This is a genomic window from Gilliamella sp. Imp1-1 (genome assembly GCF_001690415.1).
GTDB lineage: Bacteria > Pseudomonadota > Gammaproteobacteria > Enterobacterales > Orbaceae > Gilliamella > Gilliamella bombi.
Genome location: NZ_LZHK01000049.1, coordinates 40,564 through 56,002, shown reverse-complemented (window position 1 = coordinate 56,002; position 15,439 = coordinate 40,564). Strand labels below are relative to the sequence as shown.

The window sequence follows — 15,439 nt, the reverse complement described above, 5'->3', positions numbered from 1 at the left end:
TAGTTTTATAGCGTTATGAACTAATGGTCCCATCTTTTAATGACTCAATATGGCGGTGAGGAAGGGATTCGAACCCTTGATACGTTGCCGTATACACACTTTCCAGGCGTGCTCCTTCAACCACTCGGACACCTCACCTCATTAGAACCCACTTTTCAAAAGTAGGTTGCATACTATAATGATCACCAACTAATTAATCAAGCTTTTTAATTCACACAAACAATAAAACCAAATGTTGCCAAAACAGCTAACACAGCAATAGTTGTGATTAAAGCATATTTTAAATTTGAATCCATTATGTTATCTCCAATTATTTATTAGCTTTCTCGATTGGTAAATCAAACGTAATAACCTCTTTAATAGGGTTATTGCCTTTGATTTTGGGATACTTAGGTGCAAAATCAAGAAGTATCTCGATAGATTCATCTAAGTAAGCATCAGGTTTTTTATAATTTTTTGGTAAATCATCTAATTTAGTAATTGATGGTAAACCTACCTTATTTAAACGTGCATTAGTTCTTTTTAAATCACGTTCCTCATTATTTTTTTGTTCTGATTCTCGTTTTTTCTTATTAAGTGAAACAATGTATTGACGATCTTTTTTATCATTAAATCGTTTAATATCTTCATCAATATACATAAATTCAGGATTATGTGAAATTCTAGACAAATGTTGTGATTCTAAGTCAGGCAACAATGGCTTAATATTGGCAAGAGTCAAATAATCGGCGGACGGTATTTTATCCCACGGTAATGCGTTATCTAAAAAACGCTCTCCCGTTTCATCAACATACTTAACTTTATTCATTTCAATATCTGGCTCAACGCCTTTTAATTGTGTGCTACCACCATTGATACGATAAAACTTCTGAATAGTATATTGAGCTCCGCCAAGTTCAGGCCAACTTGGATGTAGTCTTGCATCAACTGGATAAGAGATGTTACGAGAAGTTTGGACGGTTCCCTTACCATAAGTGGTTTCACCAACTATTAATGCTCGCCCATAATCTTGCATAGCCGCAGAAAATATTTCGGATGCTGATGCACTATAACGATTAATCATAACAACAAGTGGCCCGGTGTATTCAATACCTTTATTCTTATCATTGTAAGTGATGACTTTTTGTAAATTATCACGTACCTGAACAACTGGTCCAGTATCAATGAATAAGCCAGTTAAATTGATAACTTCGGTTAACGAACCACCACCATTATCACGTAAATCAATAACTAAACCTTGCAAATTTTCTTTATTTGCTTTTGATAAGAGTCCTTCAACTTTTTCCGTTAATCCCATATAGAAACTTGGTATTTCAATAACGCCAACTTTACCACGTGGATTATCAATAATATTTAATTTCGCTTCTCTATCTTCAAAATGAATCTTATCACGAGTGAGCTCAATTACTTTTGCCTTACTATTATTACCAGCAGGTAAAATTTCCAATCTTACAACAGTACCTTTAGGTCCACGAATTTTATCGACAATATCATCCAAGCGCCACCCAATAACATCTTCAATTCCAGAATTACTTTGACCTACTCCAATAATCCTATCCCCGATGGTAAGTAACTTACTCTTTTCAGCAGGTCCGCCTGTTACAAAAGACATAATCACAGTATAGTCATCTTGCTGGCTTAATGTTGCACCAATGCCTTCAAATGATAAACTCATTTCGGAATCAAAATCTCGTTTTTTACGTGGTGCCAAATAACTAGTGTGAGGATCAATTTCTCTGGCAAATGCATTCATAAATACTTGAAAGGCATCTTCATTATTTGATTGCATTATCGTTTTCAAAACGCGATTGTAACGTTTACTTAAAACTTTACGGATCTCTTTTTCATTTTTTCCTGATAAAGATAAACTCAATTCATCATATTTAACACGCTTATCCCAATAAACATTAAGTTCGTTTTCTGATGTCGGCCAAGCAATTTCTTCACGATTAAAATCAATTTCATCATTGGCAGAAAAATCCATAGGCCGTTGTAAAACTTCAAGAGCATATTGATAACGGTCATAACGTTTTTTCAAAAAAAGATTGTAAATATCATAAGCCGTCTTTAAATTACCATCGATTAATTCTTGACCTAAAGACTCTTGTCTATTTCGAAAACCATCAACATCACTTTGAATAAAAATGGATTTACTGCCATCCAATAATTTGAAATAGCGATCAAAAATCTGAGCTGAAAAAGCACCATCCAAGGAAAAATTACGATAATGTGATTGAGTAAAAAAATTCGTTACACGCTTAGCAACAACTTGGTGGATATCATCTTGCTTTAGAACTGGTATTTGTTCATTAGCTTGCGGTTTTGCCTGAACATTTTGGCTAAAAATACCAAAAATAAGGCTAAGTGTAATAATACCATTGAGTAATTTATTCATTCAAACTCTCTACCTATTGATAATATGTTCAGGTTTGACCGTTAACTCCATACCTGCACCAACCTTTACCTTAATATGCTCTTTTTCAATATTAATGACTTGTACTTTTATAGGTTTATTACCTACTATGACTTTAACAAAATCACCAATTTTTAAAGCTTTAGCTTTTTTAGGAAGCATCCGAGTAGCTTTACGTTTTTCTTTTTCACGTTCTTTAAAACGCTCTTTAGCTTTTTCTTTGCTCTCTTTCAACTGTTGTTGCGCATGATCTATCTGTTCTTGGCTAATAACCTCAGTAGGATTACCATCTAAATCAACACGATTGGCTCCTTCTTTTATACTATATAAGTAACGCCAACTCATTGTGTATGAGCGCAGTGCGGCACGAAGTTTAGTTTTACTAAGTTCGTCATTACCATATAAACGAGAAATAATATCTTGAAAAATTCCAATCTTTAATGGCTTTGCCTCACCTCCAAGGGTAAAACAATTTGGGAATTGTTGAGCTAAATAAGCAATAATCTCTTTACTATTTGTTAATTGAAACTGTTTTTCCATTGGTTATTCCATAGCAACTAAATTTTACTAGCGTTAAAGTATATCGCAGCTTATATAATAACACTAACTATCTTTTTCGGTTTATTAATAAATTGTTATAAAATCTTTAATATCTGTATGTATTTGGCATAAAAGCCAAACAGCTTATTCATTAGTTGATAGTTAATTAAATGCTACCACTCAAAATCGATTAAAATAAATACTAAAACGAATTAAACTATCAAATTCTTTCTTGTATTGGGTAGAAAAGAATAACATAGATACTTATGGTTATAAACTAAGATAAATTAAAAAAAGGAAATAAAATTTAGTGAATGGCATAGAGAAGATGTAACTATCTCCTAAAAAAGTACAGCACTAAAGAATTAAATTTTTTAATTATACCTTCAGTTGCCCTATCTTGAACGTTATAAAACATATGCTATTATCAATTCACATTTCATATAAACTACAAATTAACACAATAGGCAACTATATCATGAAAAATATTAAGAAATTTCTGCTCATCCTTTGTTCTATACTTGCTTTATCAGCATGTACACAAAAAAATCTTGTTGAGCAAGGCACACCACTTAATAACGTAAAAGTAAGCAAAATTGTTGAAGGGTCATCAACTGAAGCTCAGATTTTGTCCTTATTTGGTGAGCCAACAACAAAAACCACTATCAATAGCAACGAAACACAGTGGACATATCAATACACTAAAAAGAGCTCAACAAGTCATATGTTAATTGGCGAAACGCAATACAATATTATTGAAGGAAAGCTTGATATTATTATGTCTAAAGGGGTAGTAACATGGTTCAATTATAATGAAAACCAACGACAGAAAAAATGGTAATAAATTATCTTGTTTTATAGCACATCACCAAGATGTGCTAAGAATTTGTTATTTAAATCCTTTGGAATTACATTACTTTACTCATGTTTAAATTTCAGTCATCTATTTCCTAAAGAAAAGACATCTCTGGACAATATTGCGCTTTAGGTTATACTCATCAACGAAATTAACCAGACAATCGCTGCTTTGTTGTTTTTATAAAGAAACAAACAAAGGGGAGGAAAGTCCGGGCTCCATAGGGCAGAGTGCCAGGTAACGCCTGGGGGATTTTGGCGAGAGCGAAAATTCACGACTAGTGCAACAGAGAGTAAACCGCCGATGGCTTATTTTATAAGATCAGGTAAGGGTGAAAGGGTGTGGTAAGAGCACACCGCGCAACTGGTAACAGTTGTGGCACGGTAAACTCCACTCGGAGCAAGGTCAAATAGGGATTCATTGGCGTGGCCCGCGTTGAATCCGGGTAGACTGCTTGAGCTAATGCGTGAGTATTAGCCTAGAGGAATGATTGTCCACGACAGAACCCGGCTTATCGGTTAATTTCACCTTCTACTTCTTGTTATCGTTTAATCCAATTTTAGATTGCTTTTTATTGCTTAAAGAGCGCTTAACAGCAAGAAAAATTGAAAAAATTAACCCTAACACCAACAACAAAACAGGTATTAGCATTAATAAAGACATGATCTGCTTTTCATACTCTTTGAAAACTGGTGATAATCCAAATAGGTAACCTAATGTCACAATCAAGAAAATCCATAATGTAGCACTGATTATGTTATAAATATGGAATTTTCGACTATGTAGTCCTGATAATCCAGCCATCATCGGTAATAATGTACGTACAAAAGCAATAAATCGCCCAATAAATAGCGCTTGTAATCCATACTTATGGAATAATACTTCAGATTTATGATGATATTTTTCAGGTATATGTGCCATCCAACCTTGGACAAGCTTAGTATTGCCAAGCCAAAGTCCTTGAGCATAACCTAACCAAGTACCTAAAGCAGCGCCAGCAATTAAAATAAAATTAATTAAACCAAAATGGAATACATTTTGGCTAATTAACACACCAGTTAAGAATAATAGACTGTCTCCAGGTAAAAAAGCCGCTGGTAAAACGCCATTTTCTAAAAGAATAATGACAAACAACATCCCATATAGTGTCCATAGCACATTAGGGTTTGAAAGCGTTGCAATGTCCAAATTAACAAACGCATGATAAAGTGTAATTATTGTTTCCATCTATTTTTAAATCCCATTGATGTATTATTATTAGTGGTTAATGGTACCACCAACGGTTAAATTATCCACTTTTAAAGTGGGTTGCCCAACCCCAACAGGTACGCTCTGCCCTGCTTTACCACAAACACCCACACCAGAATCTAATGCTAAATCATTACCTACCATAGATATTTGCTGCATAGTTTCTATACCTGAACCAATTAATGTTGCACCTTTAACTGGAGTTGTTATTTTTCCCTTTTCAATCAAGTAAGCTTCTGAAGTTGAAAACACAAACTTACCAGAGGTGATATCTACTTGTCCACCAGCAAAATTAGGGGCATAAAGACCATAATCAACGCTACTAATAATATCGTCAAAAGAAGAATTTCCTGCCAACATATAGGTATTAGTCATTCTTGGCATAGGTAAGTAAGCATATCCTTCGCGACGACCATTACCAGTTGAACATGTATTCATCAATTTTGCGTTGAGCTTATCAAACATATAACCTTTTAAAATACCATTTTCAATAAGCACTGTTTTTTGGCTTGGAGTACCTTCGTCATCAATAGATAGTGAGCCTCGGCGGTTTTCAATTGTACCATCATCAACAATAGTGCAAACTTCTGAGGTGACTTGTTCACCAATTTTCCCAGAAAAAACTGAACTATTTTTACGATTGAAATCGCCTTCTAAGCCATGGCCTACAGCCTCATGTAACAAAACCCCAGGCCAACCAGCACCTAAAACAACAGGCATTGTTCCTGCTGGCGCAGCTTTAGCAGAAAGAGAAACGAGTGCTTGACGCACGGCTTCTCGGGCATAGCTGTCAGCATAACTTTCTGATGTTTTTGGGTTGATTGTTAAAAAATATTCATACCCAAATCGACCACCGCCTCCACTACTTCCTCGCTCACGTCTACCCTCTTTTTCAACCAAAACTGAAACGGATAAACGCACCAAAGGACGGATGTCAGCTTTTAATGTACCATCAGTTGCGGCTATTAAAATATCTTCATAACTTCCAGTCAAACTAGCTGAAACTTCAATAACTCTAGGATCGATTGAACGTGCTAAGTGGTCAATTTGTTGCAACAATTCAATTTTCTGTTCTTTAGAAAAAGAATTGATCGGGTTGATTGACGAGTATATAGATACTGTTTGAGCAGATTTAAATGGCGTCACTTTGATAGGTGTTTGTATTTTAGTGATTGAATTTGCTGCGAATATACTTTGTTCTAACCGCGCTAATGAAAGCTGATCAGTATAAGCAAACCCTGTTTTTTCGCCAACAACGGCTCTAACACCAACTCCTTGGTCACGATGAAATGAGGCATTTTTTATAATACCATCTTCAAGTAACCAGTTTTCATAATAACCAGATAGAAAATACAAATCACCAAAATCAATTTTCCTTGAGCTCAACATATCAAGCAAATGCGAAAGATCTTGTTGGTTTAGATTATTTGGGTTGAGCAGTCGTTCACTCACTTGAGTTACTATCATAAATTCCTTAAATTCTAATTGTTAACAGAAGTTTTTTGATAATCGATTATAACTAGTTGATCATAATAATTATTTAACTTTCATCATTTTTATACTGAAACGTATAGTTACCTGAAACTTTTTTACAAGATATTGCTTCTACATTAATACAACATCATATTGTTCTTGAATATAAAGTGGTTCAACTTTTACTTCAACACGTTTACCCACAAACACCTCAACTTCAGCTAAAGCATGGGACTCATCATTAGTTAAAGCATTAGCCACCGCAGCCGAAGCATAGACCAAAAAGTATTCTGAATGATGCGCTTTATAAACACGAACTATATCACGTAATATTTCGTTGCAAACTGTTTCTACCGATTTGACCATACCACGACCTTTACATGCTGGACATTCTTCACACAGAATATGCCCTATACTTTCACGTGTTCGCTTACGGGTCATTTCGACTAAACCTAAACTCGAAAATAAATTAACAGTTGTTCTAGCTCTATCTTTAGATAAAGAATCATGGAGCGATTGTAACACCCGTTCACGATGCAAATCTTCTTGCATATCAATAAAATCAATAATAATAATGCCCCCCAAATTACGCAAACGTAATTGACGGGCAATCGCTATTGTTGCCTCAATATTAGTATTAAAAATCGTTTCTTCTAAATTTCGATGACCTACAAATGCACCAGTATTGATATCAATAGTAGTCATTGCTTCGGTTTGATCAATAATTAAATACCCACCAGACTTTAATTTAACTTTACGATCTAATGCCCTTTGAATCTCATTTTCGGTATCATAAAGATCGAAAATAGGAATATTACCACGATAAAGAGATAATTTATTGGTTACTTCAGGCATAAATTCTTTTGTAAATTCAACCAATAAATCATAAGTTAATTTTGAATCTACTAAAATTCGTTCAATTGGATCACCAACAAAATCGCGCAATACACGTTGGGATAATGCCAATTCCCCATAAACTAGATTCTTACTTACTGGGCGAGCCATGCGTTCTTGAATTTTAGTCCAAAGTCGTTTTAAAAAATTGGCATCTTGTTCTAACTCATGCGCACTTGCCCCTTCTGCGGCCGTTCTAACAATAAAACCAGCTTCTGTTGTCACATATTGCTCAACAATATTTTTTAACCTTTCACGTTCTTGTTCACTTTCTATGCGTTGTGATGTGGCTACATGCGCAGAATTTGATCCCGGCATTAATACCAAATAACGTGATGGCAAAGTAATATCAGTTGTAAGCCTAGCTCCTTTAGTTCCCAATGGATCTTTAACCACTTGTACCATTAAGTCTTGTCCTTGGCGAACAAGTTCGGAGATATCTTTTACTTGAAATTGTTCTTGCTCTGTATCTGATACGCACTCAGTATGAGGCATAATATCTGATGCATGCAAAAAGGCAGCTTTATCAAGACCAATATCTACAAAAGCGGCTTGCATGCCAGGCAAAATACGAATTATCTTACCTTTATAAATATTCCCAACAATACCGCGTCTAGACTCACGATCAACATGGATTTCTTGCAATACACCATCTTCGATATAAGCAACTCGAGTTTCAGATGGCGTTACATTCATTAATAATTCAACAGACATAGATTTCCTTTTAATTGATAGCAAAGCTTCGTCTTATTAGTCGTAAAAATAAATAGATACCAATCCATAATAGACTATCTATACAGCTTGATATAAAAATCAATGGCGATATTGTTATAGTATGATAAATACAGACTTGAAATAAAAATACCAGTAAATTATAACATATCGATATCCCAAAGATGATAAACGACTGTTGCCATAACGCTAAATTACGTATCAATTGGAATTTAAAAACAAATAAATAAGCAATAAATGAATAAATAAAGGCATGGATTCCTAAAATAGAACCAGTACATAGATCCATTATAGTTCCAAAAACAAAAGCAGTACCAATCCCAACTCGATGAGGAAGCGCTATCAACCAATAAGCAAAAATTAAGATCAGTATATGTGGTTTAAATATACTATATGATGGAGACCATGGAATGATTTGTAAACATAAGCCTATTAATAGCGTTATCCAAATAATTATTATTCGATTACGACCCCTCATGTTTTACTCCTTGATTTCCCCACAATAACAATAAATAACGTAAACGCTTCAAATCCGCTGTCGGTGTTGCTGAAATAATTGGGGTTGAATCTGTAATATCAAGTTTTACTGAACTAACTACGGCTACCGGATATCCTTCAGGAAAACGACCATCAAGCCCTGAAGTAACTAAAATATCACCGACTTTTATATCAACGTTATTAGGCATAAATTCTAATGTTAAATCATTACTACACCCGTTTCCCACAGCAACCATGCCAATATCGTTTCTTAATACTTGTACTGGTATCGCATGTTGATAATCGCACAATAAAATTGCACGACTAGTTGATTGAGCTGTTTCATAAATTTGCCCTACAATCCCTTTTTCATCAACGACAGGTTGCCCAACATAAACACCATCTTGTTTACCTTTATTTACAACAAATTGATAAACATAAGGATCAGTGTCTATAAGCAATACTTGTGCTGCCATCTTCTGTTCATCATGCCTTAAAGGAGAACCTAACAATTCACGAAGTCTATCATTTTCATGTTTTAAATGCTCAAGTAACAATAAATCGTTTTTGTGTTGTAATAAGTCTGCATGCAAATTTGCATTTTCATTTATTAATGTTTCTCGTGTTTTGGACATCTCGTAAAGAGAATCAAACGACGACTTTGGTGCATTGGAAACATAATATAGAGGAGAAATAAGGGTATCTAAATAATAACGAATTTCTTTAAATGGACGATAATTGATATCTAATACAATTAGAACCAAGGCTAACGCCAGAGAAGTAAATAATTGTACACTAAGAGGGGAGCGTTTAGAAAAAAGTAATTTCATTGCCGGTACTTACCTGTTTAAAGCTCAAGATCTAATTATTTCAAAATATGACTCCGCCGACACGATTGTCGGCGGGGAAAATATGATATGCATGCTTACTTATTGTTTTATCAAAATAAAACTAATCAACAATAACTTATTAATTACTCTTCACTAAATAGATCACCACCATGCATATCAACCATATCTAACGCCTTGCCGCCACCTCTGGCAACGCACGTTAATGGATCTTCAGCCACTACTACATGAATACCTGTTTCAGCCGATAATAACTTATCAATATTACGTAATAGAGCACCACCACCGGTTAAAACCATACCATGTTCTGAAATATCAGAAGCAAGCTCAGGAGGGCACTGCTCTAATGCAACTTTTACCGCACTAACAATACCGCTTAATGGCTCTTGTAATGCTTCTAAAATTTCATTAGAGTTTAAGGTAAAGCTACGCGGCACACCTTCTGCAAGATTTCGTCCACGCACTTCAATTTCGAGAACTTCATCACCAGGATAAGCACTACCAATAAAATGTTTGATTTTTTCGGCTGTTGCCTCGCCAATTAAAGCGCCATAATTGCGACGAACGTAGTTAATAATCGCTTCATCAAATCGGTCACCACCAATACGAGCTGATGCAGAATAAACAACACCATTTAGTGAAATGACAGCTACTTCGGTAGTTCCACCACCAATATCAACAACCATTGAACCAGTAGGCGCAGATACAGGTAAATCAGCACCTATAGCAGCTGCCATTGGCTCTTCAATTAAATACACTTCACGAGCACCTGCACCTAAGGCTGACTCTCGGATAGCTCGACGTTCAACTTGTGTAGCACCTACAGGAACACAAACAAGTACGCGAGGACTTGGTCTTAAAAAACTATGGCTATGAACTTGACGGATAAAGTGCTGTAACATTTTTTCAGTAACAGAAAAATCAGCAATAACGCCATCTTTCATCGGTCTAATGGCTGCTATATTACCTGGTGTTCGCCCTAACATTAGTTTCGCAGCATGCCCAACAGCAGCAACACTTTTTGGAGTACCTGTGCGATGATCTTGGCGAATCGCTACAACAGAAGGTTCGTTTAATACTATACCTTGCCCTTTTACATAAATAAGTGTATTTGCTGTACCTAAATCGATTGATAAATCATTTGAAAACAAGCCACGAACTTTTTTGAACATAATAAAAACTCTTCCTAGAATTAATCTTGTTTAAGTATATTTCAGTATTAAAAACCACCATGGAATCAAAAAATAAATATTTCAAATTTATCAAGGCTAAATGGAGTATTATTTAATCCTTTCAAACCATAGCAAATCTCAATAGTAATTAACGGTCGATATTGTATCGCAATTATAAAATAATACCTAGAAAATAGTATAACAAGTGATTGTAAAGGAGATATATAATGACAAAATCTGTTTTACAGTGTATTCTTCCGCGTTAATGTTGAGTTACAACTTTATTACCGACTAAAAAACAGCTTTAGTCGATAATAAGGATGCATTTAAATAATTGTTACTTATATCAAATAAACACGGTGTAATTCATGGATATACGCAAAATTAAAAAGTTAATTGAATTAGTTGAAGAGTCAGGTATTTCAGAGCTTGAAATTTCTGAAGGTGAGGAATCAGTTCGAATTAGTCGAGCAGCTCCTACTACAAACTATTCTGCGCCAGTACAAAATATTCAAATTCCTCAACCAGCTCCTGTTGTAGTTGCTCCAACCGTTCAAACAGAAGTTGTAACTGATAATGTGGTAACTGATGGTACAACAATTAAATCCCCAATGGTTGGAACTTTTTATCGTACACCTAGCCCAGAATCAAAAGCTTTTGTTGAAATTGGCCAAACAGTAAATGTTGGCGATGTGCTTTGCATCGTTGAAGCGATGAAAATGATGAACCAAATTGAATCAGAAAAAGCTGGTACAATAAAAGCCATATTGGTTGAAAATGGTCAACCAGTTGAATTTGATCAGCCACTATTCATTATTGAATAATCTGAATTTATTATTGACAATACGATTAAGAGATTGAATATGCTTGATAAAATTCTTATTGCGAATCGTGGAGAAATAGCTCTACGTATCTTACGAGCATGTAAAGAACTTGGAATAAAAACTGTCGCCGTTCACTCTACGGCAGATAAAGACTTAAAACATGTATTACTTGCAGATGAAACCGTCTGTATTGGCTCAGCAGCTTCGGTAAAAAGTTACCTTAATGTTCCCGCATTAATTTCAGCTGCGGAAGTAACCGGATCAGCGGCTATTCATCCAGGTTATGGTTTCTTATCTGAAAATGCAGATTTTGCTGAGCAAGTTGAACGATCTGGATTTATTTTTGTTGGTCCTAAACCTGATACTATTCGCCTTATGGGAGATAAAGTATCAGCAATTCACGCCATGAAAAAAGCAGGGGTTCCTTGTGTACCTGGTTCAGATGGCCCTCTAAGTAGTGATATTGAAATTAATAAACAAATTGCCAAGCAAATCGGCTATCCTGTTATTATTAAAGCTTCTGGTGGCGGTGGCGGACGAGGCATGCGTATTGTTCGTGAAGAAAATGATCTTGAACAATCTATCAAAATGACCAAGTTAGAGGCCAAAACTGCTTTCAACAATGATATGGTTTACATGGAAAAATTCCTTGAAAATCCACGTCATATTGAAATCCAAGTACTTTCTGATGGTCAAGGAAATGCAGTTTATTTAGGTGAACGAGACTGCTCAATGCAAAGACGACATCAGAAAGTTGTTGAAGAAGCTCCTGCTGTTGGTATTACTCCTAAAATGCGTAAATTCATCGGTGAGCGTTGCGTTAATGCATGTATCGAGATTGGCTACCGAGGAGCTGGCACATTCGAATTTTTATTTGAAAATGGCGAATTTTATTTCATTGAAATGAATACCCGTATTCAAGTAGAACATCCTGTTACTGAAATGATAACCGGAGTTGATCTAATTAGGGAACAAATTTTAATTGCAGCCGGCAAACCACTTTCAATTAAACAAAGTGATATTGAAATTAAAGGTCATGCGATTGAATGTAGAATTAATGCTGAAGATCCTAAATCTTTTATGCCATCACCAGGAAAAATCACTCGCTTCCATGCACCAGGTGGCTTCGGCATTCGTTGGGAATCGCATATTTATGCTGGTTATAGTGTCCCACCTTACTATGACTCAATGATTGGTAAATTAATTGCTTATGGTGAAACACGTGAAGTCGCTATAGCACGTATGAAAAATGCGTTAGCCGAACTGGTTATTGATGGGATCAAAACCAATATTGATCTTCATATTGATATTATGAACGATAAAGGTTTCCAAAAAGGCGGCACAAATATTCATTATTTAGAAAAGAAATTAGGTATTTATGAATAACAAAATAATCCCTATTTATTGGGGATTATTGCTTTATTTAAGTATCAATAAGGTATGGGTAGAAACAAATGAAACAATGGAAACGAAGTGCTGAAGAAATTTTAACTATGGGACCAGTGGTTCCAGTTATCGTTATTGAACGAATTGAGGATGCTGTACCACTAGCTAGAGCTCTCATTGCTGGCGGGGTGAAGGTACTGGAAGTAACGTTAAGAACAGCTTGTGCGATTGAAGCAATTAAGAAAATCATCAAAGAAGTTCCTGAAGCAATTGTAGGAGCAGGAACAGTAACTAGTGTTGAACAACTAAAACAGGTTACTGAAGCTGGTGTAGAGTTTGTTATTACACCAGGAATTACCGATGCTATTTTAGAAGCGGCAGTTGCAGGCCCTATCCCTGTTATTCCTGGTATTGCAACTATTTCTGAATTATTAAAAGCCCAAGAATATGGTTTAACGGCATTAAAATTCTTCCCAGCTGAAATCAATGGCGGAGTTGCAGCATTAAAGGCATTTTCTGGACCTTGCGGATACATGAAGTTTTGCCCTACAGGCGGTGTGAATCCTAAAAACTACCGTGATTATTTGGCACTTAATAATGTACTATGTGTTGGTGGAACTTGGTTTATTCCAACCGATGCCATAGCAAAAGGTGATTTTTCTAAAATCACTGAAATGGCTAAGGAAGCTGTTGCTGGTGCACAGTAGCTAATATTATTCCGCCGATACAATAATCGGCGGTTAATTACTGTTTCCTAACTTTAATTAACTTCTCAATCCTAGCCCTCTATCAATCAGTCGCCATGCAATTACATAAAGTACAGTCACAAATAAAATTAGCATTGAAAAAGTGATCCATAACGGCACGTCTGACACGCCCAAAAATCCATAACGAAAACCGTTAATCATATAAACGATGGGATTAATTTTCGATACCCATTGCCAAAAAGTTGGTAACATAGTAATTGAGTAAAAAACACCACCAAGATAAGTTAATGGTGTTAACACAAATGTTGGAATAATACTTATATCATCAAACGTTTTGGCAAATACTGCATTGAGTAGACCTGCTAATGAAAATAAAATCGAGGTCAATAGCAATGTAAAAATAACAAACAACCAAGAATGTACATCAAAGCGAACAAAAAATAGCGATACGATAGTAACCAAAATACCCGTTAAAATACCGCGCATCACACCGCCACCGACATATCCTAGAATAAGAATATTTGTTGGTACTGGTGCCACCAATATTTCTTCAATATTACGTTGAAATTTAGCACTAAAAAAGGATGAACAAACATTGGTATAGGAATTAGTAATTACTGACATCATTATTAAGCCTGGCACAATAAATTCCATATAGCTAAAACCACCCATGTCACCAACACGAGAGCCAATTAAATTACCAAAGATAATAAAATAAAGCGACATGGTAATAACAGGTGGAATTAAGGTCTGGATCCAAATTCTTAAAAATCGGGTTACTTCTTTACGCCAAATACTTTTTAAGGCAATCCAATATAAATTATTCATTAATGCCACCTTTTTGTTTAGTATCACTATGCAACAGCTCAACAAATAACTCTTCTAATCGATTCGCTTTATTTCGTACGCTGATTACTTTAATATTTTGTTTATTTAATTGTTCAAATAATTGATTTAATCCATTTTGTTTATCTACTTTCACTTCCAACATACCAGGCTCAACATCGGAATAATTATAGCCATTTAACTCAATCTGCTTAGGCGTCGCCACATAATCAATAACAATTGTTTCAGATTGGCTTTTCGACAATAGCTCACGCATTGATGAGTTTGCTATCAATTTGCCGCTCTGAATAATACCAATATTTCTACAGAGCATTTCTGCCTCTTCTAAATAATGTGTGGTTAAAATAATTGTGATACCTTGACGATTGATTTCACGTAAAAAATCCCACATAGAACGGCGTAATTCAATATCAACGCCTGCTGTCGGCTCATCAAGAATTAATAATTTAGGTTCATGCACGAGAGCTCTGGCTATCATTAATCGCCTTTTCATTCCACCTGATAGCATATTAGCTCGACTATGGCGTTTATCCCACAAATCTAAAACTCGCAAATATTTTTCGGCTCGCTCTAATGCGATTTTTCGGGGCAATCCATAATAACCACCTTGATTAGTGACTATTTGTAACACTTCTTCAAATTGATTAAAATTGAATTCTTGCGGTACAATTCCTAATTGTCTTTTGGCATTTACAATATCGGTATCTAAGTCGTAGCCAAAGATTTTTACTTGCCCACAAGTTTTAGTCACTAATGAACTAATAATACCTATAGTTGTTGATTTACCAGCACCATTTGGTCCTAGCAAAGCATAAAAATCACCAGCTTGTACAGTTAAATCGATACCTTTTAATGCTTCTATACCATTTTTATAAATTTTTTTGAGTGAGATTAACTCAAGTGCAGGAATTGATGGCATGAATATATCCTAAGTGAATCAATTGTTATTTTAATAATATGATATCATGTTTAATGAATCGACAATATAATCAATCATTGTAAAAACCTTTTTAGTTTAATTTT

15 protein-coding genes, 1 tRNA gene and 1 other RNA gene are annotated in these 15,439 nt (G+C 35.2%); 5 read left to right on the top strand and 12 right to left on the bottom strand.

Features of this window, described 5'->3' with window-relative positions:
* Positions 1 to 50: 50 nt before the first annotated feature.
* The 4 genes from A9G38_RS04950 to proQ form a co-directional block, all read right to left on the bottom strand.
* Positions 51 to 138: transfer RNA gene (locus A9G38_RS04950), tRNA-Ser, on the bottom strand.
* Positions 139 to 206: 68 nt separating this feature from the next.
* Positions 207 to 296, bottom strand: a complete 90-nt coding sequence (cydH, locus tag A9G38_RS11980) for a cytochrome bd-I oxidase subunit CydH (protein ID WP_141671006.1) — start codon at positions 294 to 296, stop codon at positions 207 to 209.
* A gap of 14 nt (positions 297 to 310) precedes the next feature.
* Positions 311 to 2,395, bottom strand: coding sequence for a carboxy terminal-processing peptidase (prc, locus tag A9G38_RS04945; protein WP_065623155.1), 2,085 nt, complete (start codon positions 2,393 to 2,395; stop codon positions 311 to 313).
* 9 nt (positions 2,396 to 2,404) lie between these two features.
* Positions 2,405 to 2,953, bottom strand: coding sequence for an RNA chaperone ProQ (gene proQ / locus A9G38_RS04940; RefSeq protein ID WP_034909684.1), 549 nt, complete (start codon positions 2,951 to 2,953; stop codon positions 2,405 to 2,407).
* A 478-nt stretch (positions 2,954 to 3,431) separates the two neighbouring features.
* Between proQ and bamE the strand changes: the two genes are divergently transcribed.
* Positions 3,432 to 3,794 (top strand): outer membrane protein assembly factor BamE domain-containing protein, encoded by a 363-nt coding sequence (bamE, locus tag A9G38_RS04935; protein ID WP_034909686.1) that lies wholly within the window; start codon positions 3,432 to 3,434, stop codon positions 3,792 to 3,794.
* Positions 3,795 to 3,956: 162 nt separating this feature from the next.
* Positions 3,957 to 4,339: RNase P RNA component class A (gene rnpB, locus A9G38_RS04930), an RNA gene on the top strand.
* 1 nt (position 4,340) lies between these two features.
* On the opposite strand, the gene A9G38_RS04925 is transcribed toward rnpB, so the two are convergent.
* The 6 genes from A9G38_RS04925 to A9G38_RS04900 form a co-directional block, all read right to left on the bottom strand.
* Entirely contained in the window at positions 4,341 to 5,036 is a 696-nt protein-coding gene (locus A9G38_RS04925; protein ID WP_034909688.1) for a DedA family protein, read from the bottom strand.
* 30 nt (positions 5,037 to 5,066) lie between these two features.
* On the bottom strand, positions 5,067 to 6,524 hold the full coding sequence (gene tldD, locus A9G38_RS04920; RefSeq protein WP_034909691.1) for a metalloprotease TldD: 1,458 nt from the start codon (positions 6,522 to 6,524) through the stop codon (positions 5,067 to 5,069).
* Positions 6,525 to 6,662: 138 nt separating this feature from the next.
* Positions 6,663 to 8,138, bottom strand: coding sequence for a ribonuclease G (gene rng, locus A9G38_RS04915; protein ID WP_034909694.1), 1,476 nt, complete (start codon positions 8,136 to 8,138; stop codon positions 6,663 to 6,665).
* A 10-nt stretch (positions 8,139 to 8,148) separates the two neighbouring features.
* Positions 8,149 to 8,634: a rod shape-determining protein MreD gene (gene mreD / locus A9G38_RS04910; RefSeq protein WP_034909696.1), complete on the bottom strand. Its 486-nt coding sequence runs from the start codon at positions 8,632 to 8,634 to the stop codon at positions 8,149 to 8,151.
* Positions 8,621 to 9,463 (bottom strand): rod shape-determining protein MreC, encoded by an 843-nt coding sequence (mreC, locus tag A9G38_RS04905; protein WP_051634110.1) that lies wholly within the window; start codon positions 9,461 to 9,463, stop codon positions 8,621 to 8,623. The genes mreD and mreC overlap by 14 nt, the downstream gene beginning before the upstream one ends.
* 143 nt (positions 9,464 to 9,606) lie before the next feature.
* Positions 9,607 to 10,653, bottom strand: coding sequence for a rod shape-determining protein (locus A9G38_RS04900; RefSeq protein ID WP_034909698.1), 1,047 nt, complete (start codon positions 10,651 to 10,653; stop codon positions 9,607 to 9,609).
* A 368-nt stretch (positions 10,654 to 11,021) separates the two neighbouring features.
* Here A9G38_RS04900 and accB point away from each other — a divergent pair, with 368 nt between their 5' ends.
* The 3 genes from accB (at position 11,022) to A9G38_RS04885 (ending at position 13,570) form a co-directional block, all read left to right on the top strand.
* On the top strand, positions 11,022 to 11,477 hold the full coding sequence (gene accB, locus A9G38_RS04895) for an acetyl-CoA carboxylase biotin carboxyl carrier protein (RefSeq protein ID WP_034909700.1): 456 nt from the start codon (positions 11,022 to 11,024) through the stop codon (positions 11,475 to 11,477).
* Positions 11,478 to 11,516: 39 nt separating this feature from the next.
* The gene (gene accC, locus A9G38_RS04890; RefSeq protein ID WP_034909703.1) at positions 11,517 to 12,863 is read left to right on the top strand and encodes an acetyl-CoA carboxylase biotin carboxylase subunit; all 1,347 of its coding nucleotides are present in this window, start codon (positions 11,517 to 11,519) and stop codon (positions 12,861 to 12,863) included.
* A gap of 68 nt (positions 12,864 to 12,931) precedes the next feature.
* On the top strand, positions 12,932 to 13,570 hold the full coding sequence (locus A9G38_RS04885; protein ID WP_034909704.1) for a bifunctional 4-hydroxy-2-oxoglutarate aldolase/2-dehydro-3-deoxy-phosphogluconate aldolase: 639 nt from the start codon (positions 12,932 to 12,934) through the stop codon (positions 13,568 to 13,570).
* A 57-nt stretch (positions 13,571 to 13,627) separates the two neighbouring features.
* Here A9G38_RS04885 and A9G38_RS04880 read toward each other — a convergent pair whose 3' ends face one another.
* Positions 13,628 to 14,398, bottom strand: a complete 771-nt coding sequence (locus A9G38_RS04880; protein ID WP_034909705.1) for an ABC transporter permease — start codon at positions 14,396 to 14,398, stop codon at positions 13,628 to 13,630.
* Positions 14,391 to 15,335 carry an ABC transporter ATP-binding protein gene (locus A9G38_RS04875; RefSeq protein WP_034909707.1) on the bottom strand — a complete coding sequence of 315 codons (945 nt, stop codon included), beginning with the start codon at positions 15,333 to 15,335 and terminating at the stop codon, positions 14,391 to 14,393. Before A9G38_RS04875 ends, A9G38_RS04880 begins: the two co-directional genes overlap by 8 nt.
* Between the last annotated feature and the right edge of the window lie 104 nt (positions 15,336 to 15,439).

Bases quoted from the DNA above. Each gene is read 5' to 3' on its own strand.
- A9G38_RS04875 (WP_034909707.1), bottom strand. From the start codon at position 15,335: ATGCCATCAATTCCTGCACTTGAGTTAATCTCACTCAAAAAAATTTAT.
- bamE (WP_034909686.1), top strand. From the start codon at position 3,432: ATGAAAAATATTAAGAAATTTCTGCTCATCCTTTGTTCTATACTTGCT.
- A9G38_RS04925 (WP_034909688.1), bottom strand. From the start codon at position 5,036: ATGGAAACAATAATTACACTTTATCATGCGTTTGTTAATTTGGACATT.
- mreC (WP_051634110.1), bottom strand. From the start codon at position 9,463: ATGAAATTACTTTTTTCTAAACGCTCCCCTCTTAGTGTACAATTATTT.
- accC (WP_034909703.1), top strand. From the start codon at position 11,517: ATGCTTGATAAAATTCTTATTGCGAATCGTGGAGAAATAGCTCTACGT.
- accB (WP_034909700.1), top strand. From the start codon at position 11,022: ATGGATATACGCAAAATTAAAAAGTTAATTGAATTAGTTGAAGAGTCA.
- cydH (WP_141671006.1), bottom strand. From the start codon at position 296: ATGGATTCAAATTTAAAATATGCTTTAATCACAACTATTGCTGTGTTA.
- mreD (WP_034909696.1), bottom strand. From the start codon at position 8,634: ATGAGGGGTCGTAATCGAATAATAATTATTTGGATAACGCTATTAATA.
- proQ (WP_034909684.1), bottom strand. From the start codon at position 2,953: ATGGAAAAACAGTTTCAATTAACAAATAGTAAAGAGATTATTGCTTAT.
- rng (WP_034909694.1), bottom strand. From the start codon at position 8,138: ATGTCTGTTGAATTATTAATGAATGTAACGCCATCTGAAACTCGAGTT.
- A9G38_RS04900 (WP_034909698.1), bottom strand. From the start codon at position 10,653: ATGTTCAAAAAAGTTCGTGGCTTGTTTTCAAATGATTTATCAATCGAT.
- A9G38_RS04885 (WP_034909704.1), top strand. From the start codon at position 12,932: ATGAAACAATGGAAACGAAGTGCTGAAGAAATTTTAACTATGGGACCA.
- tldD (WP_034909691.1), bottom strand. From the start codon at position 6,524: ATGATAGTAACTCAAGTGAGTGAACGACTGCTCAACCCAAATAATCTA.
- A9G38_RS04880 (WP_034909705.1), bottom strand. From the start codon at position 14,398: ATGAATAATTTATATTGGATTGCCTTAAAAAGTATTTGGCGTAAAGAA.
- prc (WP_065623155.1), bottom strand. From the start codon at position 2,395: ATGAATAAATTACTCAATGGTATTATTACACTTAGCCTTATTTTTGGT.